Origin of the sequence: Pseudomonas trivialis (genome assembly GCF_001439805.1) — a bacterium.
In the GTDB taxonomy this organism is placed as follows: Bacteria; Pseudomonadota; Gammaproteobacteria; order Pseudomonadales; family Pseudomonadaceae; genus Aquipseudomonas; species Aquipseudomonas trivialis.
In genome coordinates, this window is record NZ_JYLK01000005.1 from 252,160 (window position 1) to 273,125 (window position 20,966).

Genomic DNA, 20,966 nt, shown 5'->3' on the forward strand with positions numbered 1-20,966 from the left:
AATAAAAAAGGCCCGCACGGTGCGGGCCTTCCTGTCAGCAGGGCAGTGTGGAGATTAACCCGCCACCAGCACCCGGATCGCCTCGAGTCGCAGCGCGGCCTTGTCCAGCATTGCCAGGCCTTGCTCGCGCTGATTGCGCAGCGCCACCAGCTCGCTGTCGCGTACCGTCGGGTTGACGGCCTGCAGCGCGGTCAGACGCCCCAGCTCTTCGTCGGTGTCCGCCGCCAGGCGACGTTTGGCTTCGGCCACTCGCTCGGCATGACGCGGGGTGATCTTCTCTTCGCCGGCGTTGATACGCGGCGTGAGTTGATCGCGCTGGGCCTGGATGAACTTGTTGGCGCTGGCCCGAGGCACGCTTTCGAGCTGGTCGTTGAGGGTCTCGAACGATACGCGCCCGGACAGGTCGTTGCCGTTGGGGTCCAGCAGGCAGCGCAAGGCCGCCGGCGGCAGATAGCGACCCAGTTGCAGCGCACGCGGCGCGACCACTTCACTCACGTAGAGCAGTTCCAGCAGCACGGTGCCCGGCTTGAGTGCCTTGTTCTTGATCAGCGCCACCGCCGTGTTGCCCATCGAGCCCGACAGCACCAGGTCCATGCCGCCCTGCACCATCGGGTGTTCCCAGGTGATGAACTGCATGTCTTCGCGCGACAGTGCCTGGTTACGGTCGTAGGTGATGGTCACGCCTTCGTCGTCGCCCAGGGGGAAGCTGGCGTCGAGCATTTTTTCGCTGGGCTTGAGGATCAGCGCGTTTTCCGAATGGTCTTCGCTGTCGATGCCGAACGCGTCGAACAGGGTTTCCATGTAGATCGGCAGGGCGAACTGGTCGTCCTGTTCCAGAATGTCCTCCACCAGCGCATCGCCTTCACCCGCGCCACCGGAGTTGAGCTCCAGCAGGCGGTCGCGACCGGTGTGCAGTTCCTGTTCCAGACGCTCGCGCTCGGCACGGGCCTCGTCGATCAGGGCCTGCCACTCGCTGTCGTCGGCGCTCTCCAGCAGCGGCAGCAGGCGCGGGCCGAACTGATGCTGCAAGGCGTTACCGGTGGGGCAGGTGTTGAGGAAGGCGTTCAGCGCTTCGTGGTACCACTGGAACAGGCGCTCCTGCGGGCTGGTTTCCAGGTACGGCACGTGCAGTTCGATGATGTGCTTCTGACCGATCCGGTCCAGACGGCCGATGCGCTGCTCCAGCAGGTCGGGGTGGGACGGCAGGTCGAACAGCACCAGGTGGTGAGCGAACTGGAAGTTGCGGCCTTCGCTGCCGATTTCCGAGCAGATCAGCACCTGGGCGCCGAATTCTTCATCGGCGAAATAGGCCGCGGCACGGTCGCGCTCGAGGATGTTCATGCCCTCGTGGAACACCGTGGCCGGAATGCCGGAGCGTACGCGCAGGGCGTCTTCCAGGTCCATGGCGGTTTCGGCGTGGGCGCAGATCACCAGGACCTTGGTGCGCTTGAGCATTTTGAGCTGGTCGATCAGCCACTCGACGCGCGGGTCGAAGCGCCACCAGCGTTGTTCTTCCTCGACGTCCGGCTGCGACTGGAAGCTGACTTCCGGGTACAGCTCGGCGTGTTCGCCCAGCGGCAGCTCCATGTATTCGTCCGGGTTGGGCAGCGGGTAGGCGTGCAACGTGCGCTCCGGGAAACCCTGCACGGCGGCGCGGGTGTTGCGAAACAGCACGCGGCCGGTGCCGTGACGGTCGAGCAGCTCACGCACCAGGCGCGCACTGGCTTCGCTGTCGCCATCGTTGACGGCGGTGAGCAGCGCTTCGCCTTCGTTGCCGAGGAAACCCTGGATGGTCTTGTGCGCCTTGGGTGACAGACGACCCTTGTCCAGCAACTCCTGCACGGCTTCGGCCACCGGGCGATAGTTCTCGCTCTCGGCGCGGAAGGCGTGCAGGTCGTGGAAGCGGTTCGGGTCGAGCAGGCGCAGGCGCGCGAAGTGGCTGTCCTGGCCCAGTTGCTCCGGGGTGGCGGTGAGCAGCAGCACGCCCGGGATCACTTCAGCCAGTTGTTCGACCAGTGAATATTCCTGGCTGGCCTTTTCTTCGTGCCAGACCAGGTGGTGCGCTTCGTCGACCACCAGCAGGTCCCAGCCGGCGGCGAACAGCGCGTCCTGAGCTTTTTCGTCGTCCACCAGCCATTCGAGCGCCACCAGCGCGAGCTGGGTGTCCTCGAACGGGTTGGTGGCATCGCTTTCGATAAAGCGCTCTTCGTCGAACAGGGCCACCTGCAGGTTGAAGCGGCGGCGCATTTCCACCAGCCATTGGTGCTGCAGGTTCTCCGGTACCAGGATCAGCACGCGGCTGGCGCGGCCCGACAGCAACTGGCGGTGGATGACGAGGCCTGCTTCGATGGTCTTGCCCAGGCCCACTTCGTCGGCCAGCAAGACCCGTGGCGCGATGCGGTCGGCGACTTCACGGGCGATGTGCAACTGGTGCGCGATGGGTTGCGCACGCACGCCGCCCAGGCCCCACAGCGAGGACTGCAATTGGCGGCTGGTGTGTTCCAGGGTGTGGTAGCGCAGCGAGAACCAGGCCAGTGGGTCGATCTGCCCGGCGAACAGGCGGTCGCTGGCGAGGCGGAACTGGATGAAGTTCGACAGTTGGGTTTCCGGCAGGGTGACCTGCTCGTTCTGCCCATTGAGGCCGTGGTACACCAGCAGGCCGTCGACGTCGTCGACTTCCTGTACGGTCATTTTCCAGCCTTCGAAATGGGTGATGGAGTCACCCGGCGAAAACCTCACGCGGGTGAGGGGCGCATTCCGTAGCGCATACTGGCGTGTGTCGCCAGTGGCCGGATAGAGCACGGTCAACAAGCGTCCGTCCTGTGCCAGAACGGTGCCTAACCCCAGCTCTGCTTCGCTGTCACTAATCCAGCGTTGCCCCGGTTGATACTGCTGCGCCATGCTGCCTGACTCCCGCCGTGAAAAAGCCGACTATCTTAACGGAACAAGGTCCGACCCCCAAGGACTCTGACGAAAACTACTCTGTTTGGGTGGGCGCGCGCGTCGTGAGTCGACGGGTGGCGGGCACTTGTGAGTGTCGACTGAGTCACAGGTTGGCGACGCTGCGCTCAAGTCGGTGCGCAGCGCGCCGACAGCCTGAAGATCAGGAGAGTAACTATTATGCTGCCACCCATGCTGCCCGTCAGCGTCGTACCGGTCACGTCGCAACTCGACCCGGTACGGCCCAAGCCGGATATACCGCCCGTGGTGCCAGTGCAACCGGGCTCTAATGAAAGCACCATCGACCTGAAGAAGGGCGATGCCGAACGGTCGACTTTTCTGCTGCGCGAGGAACAACGCCGTCAGCAGGAACAACAGAAACGCCGTCGAGAAGCGGACCAGGACCCGGAGCAGCACCTCGCGATTCCCGGCGATGTGCTCAATGCCGACAACACCGTGCCCGTCATCCCCCTGATCGAGGATGAGCCACGTCAGGGGCTGTGGGTGGACGTCGAGGTGTGAAGGTGTATTTGCGGTCACGCGGGGCAGGCCGCATTATTGCGCCATCCCCTGCCACCACGTAAGCCAAGCCATGAGTGACGATGACAAGCTGATCGATTTGAATGCCGAACGCGCCAAGCGCGTGCATGACCTCAATGACAAGCGCCTGAATGAAGTGCGTCAGGCGTTTGAACAGGCAATGCCCCTGGCCAAGCCGAAGAAGAAACCGAAGAGCAAGCCGAAAAAACGCTGAAACAGCGTGCGTCCATTGATCCTGGTCAATTCCCCGCTCCAGATTCTCCGTTAACGTGGTCCTATTGATGTTTATCCGCAATGGTCTTTGCGGATTACAGGGCACGCAAGGCATTTTGGGCGACTTCGGTCGCCTTTTTTTTGCCTGAAATTCAGCTGCCGAGTATTTGCGGGGTGGCCCCATCCCTGTGGCGAGCGGGCTTGCCCCGCGTTGGGGCGCGAAGCGCCCCCAATCCAGCAAAACGCGGTGTACCTGATACGGCTCAGCGCCTGGTTTTGGGGCTGCGGCGCAGCCCAACGCAGGACAAGCCTGCTCGCCACAGGGGATCTGCGCGTAACTGAACGGCATTAGGGCAAGCCCGCTCGCCACAATGAGTTCGCTCTGCACACAGGATTCGGTGCCGCCAATAAAAAAGGTGCGACCCTCGCGGATCGCACCTTTTTTTATTGCGGGCGGCTTATCAACTGCCCAGCGCCTTGGATGCCAGCCAGAACAACCCGGCCGACAGGGCCACGGTCGCCGGCAGGGTCAGTACCCAGGCCATCAGAATGGTCTTGACCGTGCCACCTTGCAGGCCGCTTTTATTGGCGACCATGGTGCCCGCCACACCCGACGACAAGACGTGGGTGGTCGACACCGGCAAGGCGAAGATATTGGCGAAACCGATCATGGTGGCGGTGGTGATCTGCGCCGACATGCCCTGGGCGTAGGTCATGCCCTGTTTGCCGATTTTTTCGCCGATGGTCAGCACCACCCGCTTCCAGCCCACCATGGTGCCCAGGCCCAGGGCCAGGGCGACCGCCAGAATCACCCAGAACGGCGCGTATTCGGTGGTGGCGGTCAGGTCTTTGCGCAGCTTGTCGAGGTCGGACTTCTCACGCGCATCCAGGCCCGGCAGCTTGCCGACTTTCTTCGCGGTGTCGTCCAGGCAGAGCAGGTAGCGACGCACTTCGATGCGGTGGTCGGCACTCAGCGAATGGTAGTCGGACACGCCTTTCAAGGTGTCAACCAGCGCATTGATGGTTGGCTCGGTCTGCTGCGGGTTGCATTGGAACTTGCCCGGCAGGTCGCCTTTCACGCTTTTGCCCAGCGCCAGGAACTCGCCAAGGGTGGCGTTGTTGCGCTGGTAGAACTGGCTCAAATGCACGGTGGCGTCGCGGGTGCGTTCGATCTGGTAGGTGGTGCTGCCCAGGTCGAGAACGAACTGCGCCGGCACGATGCCGATCAGTACCAGCATGATCAGGCCGATACCTTTCTGACCATCGTTGGAGCCGTGCACAAAGCTCACGGCCATGGCCGAGATCACCAGCACCAGGCGGTTCCAGAACGGCGGGTGCTTCTTGTCGTCGAGCTTGCGGCGCTGGTCCGGGGTTTTGTGCATCTTCGACAGCGGCCGCCACCACTTCAGGCCGATCAGCACCAGGGCTGCGACGATGAAACCGGCCATCGGCGAGAACACCAGCGAGGCGCCGATATCGACTGCCTTCTGCCAGTTCACACCGTCCGCCAGCGGAATATCGTTGATCAGGGCGTTGGCCAGGCCGACGCCGAGGATCGAGCCGATCAGCGTGTGGGAACTGGAGGCCGGAATACCAAAGTACCAGGTGCCCAGGTTCCAGGTGATCGCCGCGGCCAACAAGGAGAAGACCATGGCCAGACCGTGGCCGGTGTTCACATTGATCAGCAACTCCACCGGCAGCAGATGCACGATGGCATAGGCGACACCCACACCCCCGAGCAGCACGCCGAGGAAGTTGAACACCCCGGAGAAGAACACGGCCAGGTGTGGCGGCATGGCTTTGGTATAGATGACTGTGGCCACCGCGTTAGCAGTGTCATGAAAGCCGTTGATGAACTCGAAGGCGAGGACAAAGGCCAGGGCGAGCAACAGGCTCACTAGAACCCACGCATCCAGTCCGCTGAATAAATCGATCATGAAGGTTTTCTGACCCGGTCGTAAGGGGGCGCGATTATGCCAGAAAACCTCGGTAATCGATGCACTAGCTGCTCATCGGTAGCAATCTTCCCGGAAAAAATCTGTGGGAAATGCACGCATCCCAGCGTTTCCGGGGCTTTGACAAGTCGTTGATTTATAACGCGCGGGGCCGCAATGACGCGGTTTTGTCACAAAATCGTCACTTCTGAAACATTTGTATGAAATTTCCCAGGGGGCTGTAGGCGCTCACGCCGAAGGGCTTATGACTCTTCGGCCTTGAGTTCCTGTTCAATCTTCTCGATTTCCTGGGCGAAGGCCTGATCAAGCAAGCTGGCACGCTTGCGCCAAGGCTTGCGCTCTGGCTCGGGCTGCGCGGCGTAGGTGGTGATTTCCCCGCCGTAAACGTCCTTGTAACGTTGTTCCTGGCGCTCAAGTTCCGCGCGCAGTTCGTCTTTCGTCACAGTTGTTACCTAATTGAGTTGAAGTTAATTAACGTGCAGCGATAAAGCAGAAACTCGCGATCGAAGGTTCCACATTGAACAGTTGAACCCTTCAAGTTGAACATTAAGGCCCGAGATGACGTGGTTTAAATCCCTGCGTGTAACCGGCTATGCACTCGGTTTGTGCCGCCTGGCGAGCTCCAAAGCCGATAGTGATACCGGGCTGACCTCTGCACAGCCTGCATTATAGCGGCGCATTTGAATAACACTACTGGCATAAAGTTAAAAAGCCCTAACTTCGCGTGAGGGTTTTGTTACACACGAGTCAGTATTGGCTGAAAAAGCTGACGTCATGACTAGTTGTTTTCGCGGAAAACGAAGACGGGTCGATGTGAGGCGTCATATCAAGGCAAATTGCGATAATCGACTGCTCGTCCGATAATCGCCCAATGACGCCAGCCTCGCCTTGTCTGCCGGGTCGGTGCGGTTTGTAATGGCAAGCAGCCCTCCCTGCGCGTGCAGAACAAGAAAAAGGACCCGAAATGAACGACCAATTGCGTAACGCCTTCGCATCGGTGGCGCCGCCAATCGTGGCTTCACCGGCCAAGCGCATCCAGGCGTTCACCGGCGATCCGGACTTCATGACCTCCCTGGCCCGCGGCCTGGCGGTGGTGCAGGCGTTCCAGGAGCGCAAGCGCCACCTGACCATCGCCCAGATCAGCCATCGCACCGAAATCCCCCGCGCCGCCGTGCGGCGTTGTCTGCACACGCTGATCAAGCTCGGCTACGCCACCACCGATGGGCGCACCTATTCGCTGCTGCCCAAAGTGCTGACCCTGGGCCACGCCTATTTGTCGTCGACCCCGCTGGCCGTGTCTGCCCAGCCGTACCTGGACCGCATGAGCGAGCAACTGCACGAAGCCTGCAACATGGCCACGCTCGAAGGCGACGACATTCTCTACATTGCCCGTTCCGCCACCACGCAACGCCTGATTTCGATAGACCTGTCGGTGGGCGGACGCTTGCCGGCGTACTGCACCTCCATGGGCCGCATCCTCCTGGCGGCGCTGGACGACGCCTCGCTGCAGGATTACCTCGACCATGCCGACCTGCCCACCAAGACCAGCCGCACCCTGACCACACCCGAGGCCTTGTTCGAATGCCTGCAACAGGTGCGTCAGCAGGGCTGGTGCATCGTCGATCAGGAACTCGAGCAGGGCCTGCGTTCCATCGCCGTGCCGGTGTACGACGCCTCCGGCCAGGTATTGGCCGCGCTCAATGTCAGCACCCATGCCGGACGGGTCAGTCGCAGTGAGCTGGAGCAGCGTTTCCTGCCGAGCATGCTCAGTGCCAGCCGCGAGCTGAGTACGCAGCTGTTTGCCTAAGCTGTTCGGTGACCGCACAGATCCGCACGGGGTGAATTGACGCTATTTGCCCGCGCTTATTAATGTGCGGCAGCGCTCCCGGGCGCACCCAAATAATAATGACGACCTCAGGTCGTTGGCCCGCCATCGGTGTGGAATAACAATAATGACGCAACCTTCTGTCGGCACCTCCCTGGACGTCCAGTCCTTCATCAATGCCCAGCCACTGTCACGCTACCAGTGGCGCGTGGTGGTCCTGTGTTTCCTGATTGTCTTCCTCGATGGCCTCGACACGGCCGCCATGGGCTTTATCGCACCCGCGCTGTCCCAGGACTGGGGCATCGACCGCGCCAGCCTCGGCCCGGTGATGAGCGCCGCGTTGATCGGCATGGTGTTCGGCGCCCTTGGCTCCGGGCCGCTGGCGGATCGCTTCGGACGCAAGGTGGTGCTGGTGGGGGCGGTGCTGGTGTTCGGCGCCTTCAGCCTGGCGTCGGCGTACAGCTCGAATGTCGAGCAGCTGCTGGTGCTGCGCTTTCTGACCGGGCTGGGCCTGGGCGCCGGCATGCCGAATGCCACCACGCTGTTGTCCGAATACACCCCTGAGCGCCACAAGTCGCTGCTGGTGACCAGTATGTTCTGCGGTTTCAACCTGGGCATGGCCGGTGGCGGGTTTGTCTCGGCCACGCTGATTCCGGCCTTCGGCTGGCACGCCTTGTTGATGATCGGCGGCATCCTGCCGTTGATCCTGGTGGTGGTACTGATGCTGTGGCTGCCCGAATCGGCGCGCTACCTGGTGGTGCGCAATCGCGGCACCGACAGGGTGCGCGCAGCGCTGTCCCCCATCGAACCGACCGTGATCGCCCAGGCCAGCGCCTTCAGCGTGCCCGAGCAAAAAACCGTCAAGGCGCGCAACGTGTTCGCGGTGATCTTCTCCGGCACCTGCAGCGCCGGCACCTTGCTGCTGTGGCTTACCTACTTCATGGGCCTGGTGATCGTGTACCTGCTCACCAGTTGGCTGCCGACCCTGATGCGCGACAGCGGCGCCAGCATGGAACAGGCCGCCTTCATCGGTGCGCTGTTCCAGTTCGGCGGCGTGTTGAGTGCGGTCGGTGTGGGCTGGGCGATGGACCGCTTCAATCCGCACAAGGTCATCGGCACCTTCTACCTGCTGGCGGGGGTGTTTGCCTACGCAGTGGGGCAGAGCCTGGGCAATATCACCCTGCTGGCGACCTTGGTGCTGATTGCCGGGATGTGCGTCAACGGCGCGCAATCGGCGATGCCGTCCCTGGCCGCGCGTTTCTACCCGACCCAGGGCCGCGCCACGGGGGTGTCGTGGATGCTCGGCATTGGCCGGTTCGGCGCGATCCTCGGTGCATGGATGGGCGCCACGCTGCTGGGCCTGGGCTGGAACTTCGAGCAGGTGCTGACTGCGCTGGTGATCCCTGCCGCGCTGGCCACTGCGGCGGTGCTCATCAAGGGCATGGTCAGCCATGCGGATGCCACCTGACTGATACACCGCTATCGGGAGCAAGCCCCCTCCCACATTGGCCAAGAGTTAGCTCGCTAACAAATGTTCGATTATCGAACGGTTAGTCGATTATCGGATTGTTTGGCGCCATGCCCTCGGCTTAATCTTCAGGCACTTCGGCGCCACTTCAGCGCCTTCTTCGATCCATACCGGGAGCCCCACCCCCATGGCTGACATTCTCACCCTGCGTGATGCGGTCAAACGCTTCGTGAACGACGGTGACACCGTCGCGCTCGAAGGTTTCACCCACCTGATCCCTACGGCCGCAGGCCATGAAATCATTCGTCAGGGCAAGAAAGACCTGACACTGGTGCGCATGACGCCCGACCTGATCTATGACCAGTTGATCGGTGCCGGCTGTGCGCGCAAGCTGATTTTCTCGTGGGGCGGCAATCCGGGTGTGGGCTCTCTGCACCGCTTGCGTGACGCGGTGGAAAAACAGTGGCCGCAGCCGCTGGAGATCGAAGAACACAGCCATGCGGACCTGGCCAACGCCTACGTTGCAGGAGCCTCCGGGCTGCCCTTCGCGGTGCTGCGCGCCTACGCCGGTTCCGACCTGCCCAAGGTTAACCCGCTGATCAAGACCGTGACCTGTCCATTTACCGGCGAAGTGCTGGCGGCGGTGCCGTCGGTGCGCCCGGATATCACGGTGATCCATGCGCAGAAAGCCGACCGCAAGGGCAACGTGCTGCTCTGGGGCATTCTCGGTGTGCAGAAGGAAGCGGCCCTGGCGGCCAAGCGCTGCATCGTGACCGTCGAGGAAGTCGTCGACGACCTGAATGCGCCGATGAACAGCTGCGTGCTGCCGACCTGGGCCCTGACCGCCGTGTGCCATGTACCTGGCGGCGCACATCCGTCCTACGCCCACGGCTACAACGAGCGCGACAACCGTTTCTATCAGGCGTGGGACCCGATTGCCCGCGACCGTGGGACCTTTACCGCCTGGATCGACGAATACATCCACGGCACTGCTGATTTCAGTGAATTCCAGGCCAAGCTGGCCACCGCGCAGGAGGCCAAGTAATGGCTTACTCGACCAATGAAATGATGACCGTCGCCGCCGCGCGCCGCCTCAAGAACGGCTCGGTATGCTTTGTCGGCATCGGCCTGCCGTCCAAGGCCGCCAACCTGGCGCGCCTGACCTCATCGCCCGATGTGGTGCTGATCTACGAGTCCGGCCCGATTGGCGCCAAGCCTTCCGTGTTGCCGCTGTCCATCGGCGACGGCGAACTGGCGGAAACCGCCGACACCGTGGTGCCCACCGGCGAAATCTTTCGCTACTGGCTGCAAGGCGGACGCATCGACGTCGGCTTTCTCGGTGCGGCCCAGGTCGACCGTTTCGGCAACATCAACACCACCGTGGTCGGTGACTATCACCAGCCCAAAGTACGCCTGCCGGGTGCCGGTGGCGCGCCGGAAATCGCCGGCTCCGCCAAAAGCGTGCTGATCATCCTCAAGCAGTCGGCGCGCTCGTTTGTCGACAAGCTGGACTTCATTACCTCGGTCGGTCACGGCGAAGGCGGTGATTCACGCACGCGCCTGTGCCTGCCGGGTGCCGGACCTGTGGGCATTATTACCGACCTGTGCATCATGGAGCCGGAAGAGGGCACCCACGAGTTCGTGGTCACGGCGCTGCACCCCGGGGTCACCCGCGAGCAAGTGGTGGCTGCCACCGGTTGGGCGGTTCGCTTTGCCGATCAGGTCGACACCAGTGCCGAACCGACAGAGGTGGAGCTGACCGCCCTGCGTGACCTTGAAGCCCGCACGGCCGCCGCCCACGGCCAAGCGCCTGGAGAAGCCTGATGCGCGACGTCTTTATCTGTGATGCCATTCGCACCCCCATCGGCCGCTTTGGCGGTGGCCTGTCCACGGTGCGCGCCGATGACCTGGCCGCGCTCCCGATCAAGGCGCTGATGGAGCGCAACCCGTCGGTGGACTGGAGTGCGGTGGACGAGGTGTTCCTCGGCTGCGCCAACCAGGCCGGTGAAGACAACCGCAACGTCGCGCGCATGGCGCTGTTGCTGGCCGGCCTGCCGCCGAGCATTCCCGGCGTGACCCTCAACCGTTTGTGCGCCTCGGGCATGGACGCCATCGGCACCGCGTTTCGCGCCATCGCCAGCGGCGAAATGGAGCTGGCGATTGCCGGCGGCGTCGAGTCGATGTCCCGTGCCCCGTTCGTGATGGGCAAGGCCGACGCCGCGTTTTCGCGCAACATGAAGCTTGAAGACACCACCATCGGCTGGCGTTTTATCAACCCGTTGATGAAAACCCAGTACGGCGTGGACGCGATGCCGCAGACCGCCGACAACGTCGCCGACGACTACAACGTGTCCCGCGCCGATCAGGACGCCTTTGCCCTGCGCAGCCAGCAACGCACGGCCGCTGCCCAGGCTGCCGGTTTCTTTGCCGAAGAAATCGTGCCGGTGCGGGTTGCCCATAAAAAAGGCGAAACCCTGGTGGAACACGATGAGCATCCACGGGACACCACCCTTGAGGCCCTGGCCAAACTCAAGCCGGTCAACGGCCCCGACAAGACCGTCACCGCCGGCAACGCGTCAGGTGTGAATGACGGTGCGGCGGCACTGATTCTGGCGTCCGCCGAAGCGGTGAAAAAACACGGCCTCACGGCCCGCGCACGCGTCCTGGGCATGGCCAGCGCCGGTGTAGCGCCGCGCGTGATGGGCATCGGCCCGGTGCCGGCGGTGCGCAAACTGGTGGAACGCCTGGGCCTTGCCGTCAGCGACTTCGATGTGATCGAACTCAATGAAGCCTTTGCCAGCCAGGGTCTGGCGGTACTGCGCGAGCTGGGGATCGCCGACGACGCGCCGCAGGTCAATCCGAACGGCGGCGCCATTGCGCTTGGCCATCCGTTGGGCATGAGCGGTGCGCGGTTGGTACTGACAGCCCTGCATCAGTTGGAAAAAACCGGAGGCCATAAAGGCCTGGCGACCATGTGCGTGGGCGTCGGCCAAGGTTTGGCCCTGGCGATTGAACGCGTCTAACAAGAGAGGATGGCTCCATGAGTGACAAGCCCGGTTACCGGCGCCCGCAAGCGGGCACTCAACCTGATTACCTGCACCCGGCCTACCAGTCGACGAACCTGCGTTCGCCGTCCCGGCCATTGGTGTTCCTGCCCCATTCCCTGTCGGAAATCACCGGCCCGAACATCGGCGCCGAGCGGGTCAATGAGACCGACAACGACCTCACCGCCCAGCATGACGGCGAGCCGCAAGGCGAACGCATCATCATCCATGGCCGTGTGCTGGATGAAAACGGTTTGCCGGTGCCAGGCATCCTGGTGGAAATCTGGCAGGCCAACGCCGCCGGCCGCTACAACCACCCGCGCGACCTGCACGATGCGCCGCTGGACCCCAACTTTACCGGCACCGGCCGCACCGTCACCGACGCCGATGGCTGGTACCAGTTCCAGACCATCAAGCCCGGTGCCTACCCGTGGGGCAATCACCACAATGCCTGGCGCCCGGCGCATATCCACTTTTCGCTGTTCGGCCCCAGCGTGCTGACCCGGTTGGTGACGCAGATGTACTTCCCCGGCGACCCGCTGCTGGAATACGACCCGATCTACAACTGCGTGCCGGACACCTCGGCCAAGCAGCGCCTGATCGCCAGCTTCGACCTGGAAAAAACCATTCCTTCCTATGCCCTCGGCTACCGCTGGGACATCGTCCTGCGCGGCCGCGACGCCACGCCGATGGAGAAATGAGATGAGCCTGTATGCAACCACGTCCCACACGGTGGGGCCTTACTACCACATCGGCCTGACCTGGCTGAACCGCGAGGACTTGACCGTCGCCGCCACGCTGGGCGACCGCGTGGCGATCAGCGGGCAAGTGGTGGACGGCAACGGCGATGTCGTCAACGACGCCATGCTGGAGGTCTGGCAGGCCAACGCCGCCGGCAAGTACGACCACCCGGAGGATGAGCAGGCCAAGCCCGTCGACCCCAACTTCGAAGGCTTTGGCCGCGTGCCGGTGGATGCCGAGGGGCGGTTTCGCTTTACCACCATCAAACCGGGCAGCGTGCCGGGGCTGAAGGGCACAACCCAGGCGCCGCACCTGGTAGTGCTGGTATTCGCGCGGGGCCTGGTGAAGCACTTGCTTACGCGGATTTATTTTGCGGGTGAGGCGTTGAATGGAGACGACCCGTTGCTGGCCTGTGTGCCGGCTGAACGGCGCGGGACGTTGATTGCCGAGCAGGACGCGGCAGGTGTGTACCAGTGGAATGTGATTTTGCAGGGCACCGACAAGGAAACGGTGTTTTTCGATTATTGAGTTGGCCTGAAATCCAATCGGGAGCAAGCCCCCTCCCACATTTTTGAATGTATTCACAAATCAAAATGTGGGAGGGGGCTTGCTCCCGATGAGGCCCTTTGTGTCAAAACATCTTCAAACTCTGCTTGCAAGACATGGATATTGCAAAGTATGTCTAGGCGATACCCGCTCCCACTGAGTAAAAAACCATGACAACAAAAGCCAGTCACTACACCGGAGAAGAGCGCAGCAAACGTATTTTCGCAATCGTCGGCGCGTCCTCCGGCAACCTTGTCGAATGGTTCGACTTCTACGTCTACGCCTTCTGCGCCATCTACTTTGCCCCGGCGTTTTTCCCCTCGGACGACCCCACGGTGCAACTGCTCAACACCGCCGGTGTGTTCGCCGCCGGGTTCCTGATGCGGCCCATCGGCGGCTGGCTGTTTGGTCGGGTGGCCGACAAGCACGGGCGCAAGAACTCAATGATGATTTCGGTGCTGATGATGTGCGCCGGCTCGCTGGTCATTGCGTTCCTGCCCACCTACAAGGACATCGGCGCCTGGGCGCCGGCGCTGTTGTTGATGGCGCGGCTGTTCCAGGGTTTGTCGGTGGGGGGGGAATACGGCACCACCGCGACCTACATGAGTGAAGTCGCGCTCAAGGGCCAGCGCGGTTTCTTCGCCTCGTTCCAGTACGTGACCCTGATCGGCGGGCAACTGCTGGCGGTGCTGGTGGTGGTGATCCTGCAACAGATTCTCAGCGAAGAAGAGCTGCGCGCCTGGGGCTGGCGGATTCCGTTCGTGATCGGCGCCATTGCGGCGGTGATCTCCCTGCTGCTGCGCCGCACCCTCAAGGAAACCACCAGCAAGGAAATGCGTCAGGACAAGGACGCCGGCAGCATCGGCGCGTTGTTTCGCCACCATAAAGCGGCGTTCATCACCGTGCTCGGTTACACCGCCGGCGGCTCGCTGATTTTCTATACCTTCACCACCTACATGCAGAAGTACCTGGTGAACACTGCCGGCCTGCATGCCAAGACCGCCAGCTACATCATGACCGGCGCACTGTTCGTGTACATGTGCATGCAGCCGCTGTTTGGCATGCTCTCGGACCGGATCGGCCGGCGCAATTCGATGCTCTGGTTCGGCGCCCTTGGCACCCTGTGCACGGTGCCGATCCTGCTGACCCTGAAAACCGTGACAAGCCCGTTTCTGGCATTTGTGCTGATCACCCTGGCGCTTGCTATCGTCAGCTTCTATACCTCGATCAGCGGGCTGGTCAAAGCCGAGATGTTCCCGCCCCACGTGCGCGCCCTTGGCGTGGGCCTGGCCTACGCCGTGGCCAACGCGATCTTCGGCGGCTCGGCGGAGTACGTCGCGCTGGGCCTCAAGTCCATGGGCATGGAAAACACCTTCTACTGGTACGTCACCGCCATGATGGCGGTGGCGTTCCTGTTCAGCCTGCGCCTGCCGAAACAGGCAGAGTACCTGCACCACGATTTGTAAGGGATCCGTTATGACGCTGCGCACGAGCAACCAATTGTTCGACGCTTACTTCACCGCCGACAGCATGGCCGAGGTGTTCTGCGACCAGGGCCGCTTGCAGGGCATGCTGGATGTCGAGGCGGCGCTGGCCCGCGCGCAGGCCCGGGTCGGGTTGATTCCGCAGGCCGCCGTCGCGCCGATTGCCCAGGCGTGCCTGGCCTCGCTGTACGACGTCGATGCGCTGAGCGTGGCGATTGCCACGGCGGGCAACTCGGCGATTCCGCTGGTCAAGGCGCTGGGCAAGTTGATCGCCAGCGAGGACGCCGGGGCTGAGCGTTATGTGCATTTGGGCGCGACCAGTCAGGACGTGATGGACACTGGTCTGGTTCTCCAGGTGCGCCAGGCGCTGGCACTGATCGACGTGGACCTGGCGCGTCTGGGTGACGTCCTCGCCGCCCAGGCCCAGCGCTACGCAGCGGTGCCACTGGCCGGGCGCACCTGGCTGCAGCACGCCACACCGGTCACCCTGGGGATGAAAATCGCCGGTTGGCTGGGCGCGGTGACTCGCAGTCGCCAGCGTCTGGCGCAGTTGAAGCCGCGCTTGCTGGTGCTGCAGTTCGGCGGGGCGTCCGGCACCCTGGCGGCGCTGGGTGAGCAGGCCATGCCAGTGGCCGAGGCGCTGGCGGCAGAGTTGCAATTGAGTCTGCCCGAACAGCCCTGGCATACCCAGCGTGACCGTCTGGTGGAGTTCGCTGCGGTGCTTGGCCTGATCGCCGGCAGCCTCGGCAAGCTGGGCCGCGACATCAGCCTGCTGATGCAGACCGAAGCCGCTGAAGTCTTCGAACCGTCGGCGCCGGGCAAGGGCGGTTCATCCACCATGCCGCACAAACGCAATCCAGTGGGCGCCGCCGTGCTGATCAGTGCCGCCACCCGCGTGCCGGGGCTGGTGGCGACCATGTTCAGTGCCATGCCCCAGGAACACGAACGCAGCCTGGGCCTGTGGCACGCCGAATGGGAAACCCTGCCGGACATCTGCCGGCTGGTGTCCGGTGCGCTGAAGCAGGCGTTGCTGGTGAGTGAGGGCCTGGAGGTCGACGCGCAACGCATGGCGCGCAACCTTGACCTCACCCAGGGCCTGGTGCTGGCCGAAGCGGTCAGCATCGTACTGGCCCAGCGCCTGGGCCGCGACACCGCGCATCATCTGCTGGAGCAATGCTGCCAGCGTGCGGTCGCCGAGGGTCGGCATTTGCGTGCAGTGCTGGCCGATGAAGCGCAGATCACCGCCGAGCTGTCAGCGGCCGAACTGGATCGCTTGCTCGATCCGGCGCACTACCTGGGCCAGGCACACACCTGGGTCACCCGCGCCGTCACCGAACATTTTGCCTTGAACGCCTGAGGAGGCTGCCGTGCCCTTTGTCCAACTCGCCGACGGCGAACTGCATTACCAACTCGACGGGCCTGCCGATGCACCCGTGCTGGTGCTGTCCAACTCCCTGGGCACCGACCTGCATATGTGGGATATCCAGATGCCGGCGTTTACCCGGCATTTTCGCGTGCTGCGCTGCGACACCCGTGGCCATGGCAAGTCACTGGTCACGCCGGGGCCCTACAGCATCGAGCAACTGGGCCGCGACGTGCTGGCGCTGCTGGATGGGCTGGGTATTCAGCGCGCGCATTTTTGCGGTCTGTCCATGGGCGGGTTGATCGGCCAATGGCTGGGCATCAACGCTGGCGCGCGCCTGCAGCGCCTGGTGGTGTGCAACACCGCCGCGAAGATCGGCACCCCCGAGGTGTGGGACCCGCGCATCGAGACCGTGCTGCGTGACGGCGCGGCGGCGATGGTGGCCTTGCGTGATGCGTCGATTGCCCGCTGGTTCACTGCTGATTTTGCGGCGGCGAATCCGCACCAGGCGCAACAGATCACCGACATGCTCGCCGACACCTCGCCCGAGGGCTACGCCGCCAACTGCGCCGCCGTGCGCGACGCGGATTTCCGTGCGCAACTGGCCTCGATCAAGGTGCCTACCCTGGTGATCGCCGGTACCGAAGATGCCGTGACGCCGCCCGCCGGCGGCCACTTTATCCAGAACCATGTGCAGGGTGCCGAGTACGCCGAGTTCTATGCGGCGCACCTGTCCAACGTTCAAGCGGGCGCCGCGTTCAGCGACCGCGTTAGCGCATTTCTGCTGGCCCACTGACCCAGTGATGGCTGGTCTTGCAATGGCGAGCGGTATCGCTGTGGCGAGCGGGCTTGCCCCGCGTTGGAGTGCGCAGCGCTCCCAGGATTTTTGGGGCCGCTGCGCAGCCCGACGCGGGGCAAGCCCGCTCGCCACAAAAAAAACGCGCGCCATATTTCCTGTTCAGAGGAGCTTTTTGTGGACGAGAAACAACGTTATGCCGAGGGCCTCAAGGTGCGCCGCGAAGTGTTGGGCGATGCCCATGTCGATCGCAGCCTCAATGCCCTGACCGAGTTCAACGGCGAGTTCCAGGAGATGATCACCCGTCACGCCTGGGGCGATATCTGGACCCGCCCGGGCCTGCCTCGGCATACCCGCAGCCTGATCACCATCGCCATGCTGATCGGCATGAACCGCAGTGAAGAGTTGAAACTGCACCTGCGCGCCGCCGCGAGCAATGGTGTGACCCGTGCCGAGATCAAGGAAGTGCTGATGCAGAGCGCGATCTACTGCGGTATTCCGGCGGCGAATGCAACGTTTCACCTGGCCGAGTCGGTGTGGGATGAGTTGGGGGTTGAGTCTCGCCAACAAGATCCGACGTGAAATACGCTCAGAAAGGTGGGAGGGGGCTTGCTCCCTCCCACAGGTGATCCTCACATGCTCAACACATCAGTGTGAATCTGCATCCCACACCCAATTCCACACCCCTGGCAGGTGCACCGGCGCATTCACATCCTTGACCGTGCGTGCCAGCGCCGCGCGTTGCAGGGCGGCGGTGTCGGTGTAGAACGGCTCGGCGGCGGTCCTCATGCCATTGATTCGCGCGCTGTCGAGCAGGATCTGCAGATATTCCTGCATGTGCCGCGCCGTATAGCGGTTGATGTCATGGAAGGTCACCACCACCGGAATCACCCCATCCACTGTCGGCAGCTCGCCCAGGGCAATGTGTTCGCGCACCACCGACAACTGCCGGTACAGGTTGGCGCGCCGCCGGGGGCTGGCGTTGAAGCCCCAGATCTTGCCGTCGTTGGCGCTCAGGTCGGTGAGCAACACGCCCATGCCATGGCGCTGGTAGGCGGCGAAGGTACGCTTGTCGTAATTCCAGAACGGCGGACGCACCAGCACGGGCGGTGTGCCGGTGATCCCGGCAATGTCCGCCGCGCCCAGGCTGAGGGTGCGCTGCAGTTCGGCATCGCTCAACCAGCGGTGGTTGGTGTGGAACGCGGTGGCGGTGTGGAAGCCCAGCACATGGCCGGCGGCATATTCACGCACCATGGTTTTGCGCCCGCGCGCACTGCCACCGGAACGCGCCCCTTCGGTCTGCACGAAAAACACCGCCTTGATGCCCGGCAAAATCGGGTTATGCGCCAAGTCAGCCAGCACCGAACGGCTCGGGTTGTTGTAGCCCGAGGCGCTGGGTCCGTCATCGAAGGTGATGAGAAAACGGATCGGCGCCTGGGCCTGCAAACGCTGCGCCGTCTGCGGCGTGAGGGCGATAGGCGGGCCGATGCAGCCGCTGAGCAGAACCGACAAAAGGACAATGAGGTATTTCATGGCGGCCTTGGCGAAGAGGTAGGCGTCCGTGTCGTTGAGGTCCCTGTACCGGGTGAGGGCGCGTGCACGATACAGCATGCGCACGCCGCGATCACCGGTATAAATGCCCACCTGGCTGGGCGAGTCTGATTCAGGCGTAGCGGGTTCGTAGTGGCAGGCCCATTTCTGCGTTTAGCGTGTTTTCGGTAAACGGGGCGGGTCAGCATCTTTTGCCCTCGTGGCGATGCGCGAAGCAAGGTCAGATCGTCTTCGACCCGCGCAACGAAGTCAGGTGGCCCCTGGATACTGAAGGCTTGTCGGCCTGCGTCGGTAGGTGTCACACGGGTGACCGTTGAGCACCGTGTGCCCATTGCCTGCGTACAGCTGGTCGTTACCGGCGCCGCCATCGAGGTGGCTTTGTTTGTCGGCTGGCCCGCTGCCGGCGTACAGGCGATCATTGCCGGCATTGCCGGCATTGCCGTACATGACCGCGTGGCCCCGGCCACCTTTGAGTATGTCGTTGCCTTCGGCGTAGCCGGTGTCGCTGCCGAGGGTAATATCGTCATCGCCACGTCCGCCATATACACAGGTTTTGCCGCCGCCCGCCTGGACCACATCATTGCCGTCTCCGGCGTCGATCTCGACACGTACGTTGACGTTGGGGGCAATGGTAATACGGTCGTCGCCCGCGGCGGACTTGATGTGGAGCAGGGTTGGAATGTTCGAGCGTCCGTCTGGGGTATCGAGCAGGTAATCACGACCGTTCACCTGAGCGTACAGCTGGCCATCAGGGCGTTGGCTGATATGAATCCGGTCGGCGCGTTCACCTGTTTCGAGGAACAGAACATTCGCCAGCGTCTCTGGACGCTCAGGGTTTTTCAGGCCCAGGGTGAGTGCCTGACCGGCGCGCAGATTTCCATCATCCACCCACACTCTTCTATAGGTCTGAACAGGCGGGGGGCCGGACGGTGTGTTGGCCGACGGTTGCCTGGGCGCCATGGCGTAGTTGTGATGAGACGTGACTGTTGTCATTACCTGTACCTGTGTGTCTGAAAGTGATGTGCAGCGTCGTCTTGCGACGCATGTCCTTCAGTCGTGCAATGGCAGGAAGCGTTCATGCCTTAAATGAGCCAATTTGCGACGAAAACAGCCACGATCCATCAGCTCGTGGCTGTCACGGATTTGTTTACAACAGGCTGATGGGGTAGCTGACAATCAAGCGGTTTTCGTCGAACTCAGTGTTGCTGTAGTCACGCCGCATGCTGGAGTTGCGCCAGCGCATCGTCAGGTTTTTCAGGCCGCCGCTTTGCACGGTGTAGCCCAATTCGCTTTCGCGGCCCCATTCCTTGCCGTCCGTCACGCTGCCGGTGTGCACGTTGCTGCCGCTGATGTAGCGGTTCATCAAGGTCAGCCCTGGCACGCCGAGGGCGGCAAAGTTGTAGTCGTGGCGCACCTGCCAGGATTTTTCCTCGGCGTTGTCGTAGCTGGAGTTGTAGCTGTCGTTGGCCAGGGTACCGCCGCTGGTGCCGTTGACGCGCATCCATTGGCTGTTGCCGCTGAGTTTTTGCAGGCCCACATAGAAGGTGTTGCCGCCGTAGCGTGCGGAGAACAGGCCGGACCAGGTCTTGTTGTCCAGCTTGCCGGCGCGGGCGCTGCCGTCGTCGGTGCCGTAGAAAAAACCGAGGTTGGCGCCCAGGGTCCAGTCGCCCAGGGGCTGGCTGTGGATCAGGTTGATGAACTGCTGGCTGTAGATGTCCTTGAGCTGGGCATTCCACAGGCCGATCTGGGTGCGTTTGTCGTTGAACGCGTATTCGCCGCCCTGAAAGTTGAAGCGGTCGGAGGTAAATGCGGTTCTGCCGACCATCGACAGGTCGGTCATGCTGCTGTCGTCGCGCGGGCTGTTGGCGCGGAACTGGCCGCCATACAGGGTCAGTCCGTCGATTTCCTTCGCGGTGATCTGCCCGCCGCGCAGGGTCTGCGGCAGGGAGCGGCCATCGTCTGCGCGCAGGATCGGCAGCACCGGCATCCATTCGCCGACCTTCACTTCGGTTTTGGAAATGCGTGCCTTGAACGCCACGCCCAAGCGCCCGAAGTCGTCCGCCGGGCGGCCATCACGGTCCAGCGGCAGCAACTGGGTGCCGCCAGTGCCGCGCCCGCCATCGAGCTTGAGCGAGTACAGGCCCAGCACATCCACGCCAAAGCCGACTGTGCCCTGGGTGAAGCCGGAGCGGGCATCGAGGATGAAACTCTGCGTCCACTCCTGCGCGCCGCCCTGGGCCCTGGTCGGGTTGGTGAAATTGCGGTTGAAGAAGAAGTTGCGCAAGTTGAGGTTGGCGCTGGCGTCTTCGAGAAAGCCGTGCTCCTCGGCGCAGACGGGCAGGGCAAGGCTTGCGACAGCGGTTGCCAGCAATAGCTGGCGCGGGCGAAATGTGCTCATGGCGTAGGACCTGTTGTTATTGGGGTTATGCAGGTGCGCGCATGGTGCGGGGCGGTGCGGGAGCGATGAAAGTGGGGCAGGGCGGGTTTTGGGCGATGATCG

The 20,966-nt window shown here is 62.9% G+C and carries 19 protein-coding genes; 13 read left to right on the forward strand and 6 right to left on the reverse strand.

The window, feature by feature from the left end; all coding sequences use genetic code 11:
* Positions 1 to 54: 54 nt before the first annotated feature.
* Positions 55 to 2,901 carry an RNA polymerase-associated protein RapA gene (gene rapA, locus TU79_RS10045; protein ID WP_057007841.1) on the reverse strand — a complete coding sequence of 949 codons (2,847 nt, stop codon included), beginning with the start codon at positions 2,899 to 2,901 and terminating at the stop codon, positions 55 to 57.
* 219 nt (positions 2,902 to 3,120) lie between these two features.
* On the opposite strand from rapA, the gene TU79_RS10050 reads away from it, so the two are divergent.
* Positions 3,121 to 3,462, forward strand: coding sequence for a hypothetical protein (locus tag TU79_RS10050; RefSeq protein WP_057007842.1), 342 nt, complete (start codon positions 3,121 to 3,123; stop codon positions 3,460 to 3,462).
* 70 nt (positions 3,463 to 3,532) lie between these two features.
* The gene (locus TU79_RS26285) at positions 3,533 to 3,694 is read left to right on the forward strand and encodes a hypothetical protein (RefSeq protein WP_169793792.1); all 162 of its coding nucleotides are present in this window, start codon (positions 3,533 to 3,535) and stop codon (positions 3,692 to 3,694) included.
* 460 nt (positions 3,695 to 4,154) lie between these two features.
* Here TU79_RS26285 and TU79_RS10055 read toward each other — a convergent pair whose 3' ends face one another.
* Entirely contained in the window at positions 4,155 to 5,630 is a 1,476-nt protein-coding gene (locus TU79_RS10055; RefSeq protein WP_057007843.1) for an inorganic phosphate transporter, read from the reverse strand.
* 260 nt (positions 5,631 to 5,890) lie between these two features.
* Positions 5,891 to 6,091, reverse strand: coding sequence for a hypothetical protein (locus TU79_RS10060; protein ID WP_057007844.1), 201 nt, complete (start codon positions 6,089 to 6,091; stop codon positions 5,891 to 5,893).
* Between the two features lie 521 nt (positions 6,092 to 6,612).
* Between TU79_RS10060 and pcaR the strand changes: the two genes are divergently transcribed.
* From pcaR to pcaC, 11 genes are all read left to right on the forward strand, one after another.
* Complete coding sequence (pcaR, locus tag TU79_RS10065) at positions 6,613 to 7,455, forward strand: pca regulon transcriptional regulator PcaR (protein WP_057007845.1); 843 nt, start codon at positions 6,613 to 6,615, stop codon at positions 7,453 to 7,455.
* A 145-nt stretch (positions 7,456 to 7,600) separates the two neighbouring features.
* Complete coding sequence (pcaK, locus tag TU79_RS10070; RefSeq protein ID WP_057007846.1) at positions 7,601 to 8,941, forward strand: 4-hydroxybenzoate transporter PcaK; 1,341 nt, start codon at positions 7,601 to 7,603, stop codon at positions 8,939 to 8,941.
* A gap of 187 nt (positions 8,942 to 9,128) precedes the next feature.
* Entirely contained in the window at positions 9,129 to 9,986 is an 858-nt protein-coding gene (locus TU79_RS10075; RefSeq protein ID WP_057007847.1) for a CoA transferase subunit A, read from the forward strand.
* A complete protein-coding gene (locus TU79_RS10080; RefSeq protein WP_057007848.1) occupies positions 9,986 to 10,765 on the forward strand; it encodes a CoA-transferase subunit beta in 780 nt (259 codons plus the stop codon). The genes TU79_RS10075 and TU79_RS10080 overlap by 1 nt, the downstream gene beginning before the upstream one ends.
* Positions 10,762 to 11,964, forward strand: a complete 1,203-nt coding sequence (gene pcaF / locus TU79_RS10085) for a 3-oxoadipyl-CoA thiolase (RefSeq protein ID WP_173670292.1) — start codon at positions 10,762 to 10,764, stop codon at positions 11,962 to 11,964. The genes TU79_RS10080 and pcaF overlap by 4 nt, the downstream gene beginning before the upstream one ends.
* A gap of 17 nt (positions 11,965 to 11,981) precedes the next feature.
* The gene (gene pcaH, locus TU79_RS10090) at positions 11,982 to 12,686 is read left to right on the forward strand and encodes a protocatechuate 3,4-dioxygenase subunit beta (RefSeq protein ID WP_057007850.1); all 705 of its coding nucleotides are present in this window, start codon (positions 11,982 to 11,984) and stop codon (positions 12,684 to 12,686) included.
* 1 nt (position 12,687) lies between these two features.
* Complete coding sequence (pcaG, locus tag TU79_RS10095; protein ID WP_057007851.1) at positions 12,688 to 13,254, forward strand: protocatechuate 3,4-dioxygenase subunit alpha; 567 nt, start codon at positions 12,688 to 12,690, stop codon at positions 13,252 to 13,254.
* Positions 13,255 to 13,442: 188 nt separating this feature from the next.
* On the forward strand, positions 13,443 to 14,738 hold the full coding sequence (locus TU79_RS10100) for an MFS family transporter (protein WP_057007852.1): 1,296 nt from the start codon (positions 13,443 to 13,445) through the stop codon (positions 14,736 to 14,738).
* A 10-nt stretch (positions 14,739 to 14,748) separates the two neighbouring features.
* Entirely contained in the window at positions 14,749 to 16,113 is a 1,365-nt protein-coding gene (locus TU79_RS10105; protein WP_057007853.1) for a 3-carboxy-cis,cis-muconate cycloisomerase, read from the forward strand.
* Positions 16,114 to 16,123: 10 nt separating this feature from the next.
* Entirely contained in the window at positions 16,124 to 16,915 is a 792-nt protein-coding gene (gene pcaD, locus TU79_RS10110; RefSeq protein ID WP_057007854.1) for a 3-oxoadipate enol-lactonase, read from the forward strand.
* Between the two features lie 177 nt (positions 16,916 to 17,092).
* Positions 17,093 to 17,497, forward strand: a complete 405-nt coding sequence (gene pcaC, locus TU79_RS10115) for a 4-carboxymuconolactone decarboxylase (protein WP_057007855.1) — start codon at positions 17,093 to 17,095, stop codon at positions 17,495 to 17,497.
* Between the two features lie 66 nt (positions 17,498 to 17,563).
* Here pcaC and TU79_RS10120 read toward each other — a convergent pair whose 3' ends face one another.
* The 3 genes from TU79_RS10120 to TU79_RS10130 form a co-directional block, all read right to left on the reverse strand.
* Entirely contained in the window at positions 17,564 to 18,448 is an 885-nt protein-coding gene (locus TU79_RS10120) for a polysaccharide deacetylase family protein (protein ID WP_057007942.1), read from the reverse strand.
* Between the two features lie 267 nt (positions 18,449 to 18,715).
* Entirely contained in the window at positions 18,716 to 19,354 is a 639-nt protein-coding gene (locus TU79_RS10125) for a calcium-binding protein (protein WP_231986785.1), read from the reverse strand.
* 259 nt (positions 19,355 to 19,613) lie between these two features.
* Positions 19,614 to 20,864, reverse strand: a complete 1,251-nt coding sequence (locus TU79_RS10130) for an OprD family porin (RefSeq protein WP_057007856.1) — start codon at positions 20,862 to 20,864, stop codon at positions 19,614 to 19,616.
* Positions 20,865 to 20,966 lie beyond the last annotated feature (102 nt).

Excerpts from the sequence above, each read along its gene's own strand:
- TU79_RS26285 (WP_169793792.1), top strand. The coding sequence starts at position 3,533 with ATGAGTGACGATGACAAGCTGATCGATTTGAATGCCGAACGCGCCAAG.
- pcaK (WP_057007846.1), top strand. The coding sequence starts at position 7,601 with ATGACGCAACCTTCTGTCGGCACCTCCCTGGACGTCCAGTCCTTCATC.
- pcaR (WP_057007845.1), top strand. The coding sequence starts at position 6,613 with ATGAACGACCAATTGCGTAACGCCTTCGCATCGGTGGCGCCGCCAATC.
- TU79_RS10080 (WP_057007848.1), top strand. The coding sequence starts at position 9,986 with ATGGCTTACTCGACCAATGAAATGATGACCGTCGCCGCCGCGCGCCGC.
- rapA (WP_057007841.1), bottom strand. The coding sequence starts at position 2,901 with ATGGCGCAGCAGTATCAACCGGGGCAACGCTGGATTAGTGACAGCGAA.
- pcaG (WP_057007851.1), top strand. The coding sequence starts at position 12,688 with ATGAGCCTGTATGCAACCACGTCCCACACGGTGGGGCCTTACTACCAC.
- pcaH (WP_057007850.1), top strand. The coding sequence starts at position 11,982 with ATGAGTGACAAGCCCGGTTACCGGCGCCCGCAAGCGGGCACTCAACCT.
- TU79_RS10130 (WP_057007856.1), bottom strand. The coding sequence starts at position 20,864 with ATGAGCACATTTCGCCCGCGCCAGCTATTGCTGGCAACCGCTGTCGCA.
- TU79_RS10075 (WP_057007847.1), top strand. The coding sequence starts at position 9,129 with ATGGCTGACATTCTCACCCTGCGTGATGCGGTCAAACGCTTCGTGAAC.
- TU79_RS10050 (WP_057007842.1), top strand. The coding sequence starts at position 3,121 with ATGCTGCCACCCATGCTGCCCGTCAGCGTCGTACCGGTCACGTCGCAA.
- TU79_RS10120 (WP_057007942.1), bottom strand. The coding sequence starts at position 18,448 with ATGAAATACCTCATTGTCCTTTTGTCGGTTCTGCTCAGCGGCTGCATC.
- TU79_RS10055 (WP_057007843.1), bottom strand. The coding sequence starts at position 5,630 with ATGATCGATTTATTCAGCGGACTGGATGCGTGGGTTCTAGTGAGCCTG.
- TU79_RS10105 (WP_057007853.1), top strand. The coding sequence starts at position 14,749 with ATGACGCTGCGCACGAGCAACCAATTGTTCGACGCTTACTTCACCGCC.
- TU79_RS10100 (WP_057007852.1), top strand. The coding sequence starts at position 13,443 with ATGACAACAAAAGCCAGTCACTACACCGGAGAAGAGCGCAGCAAACGT.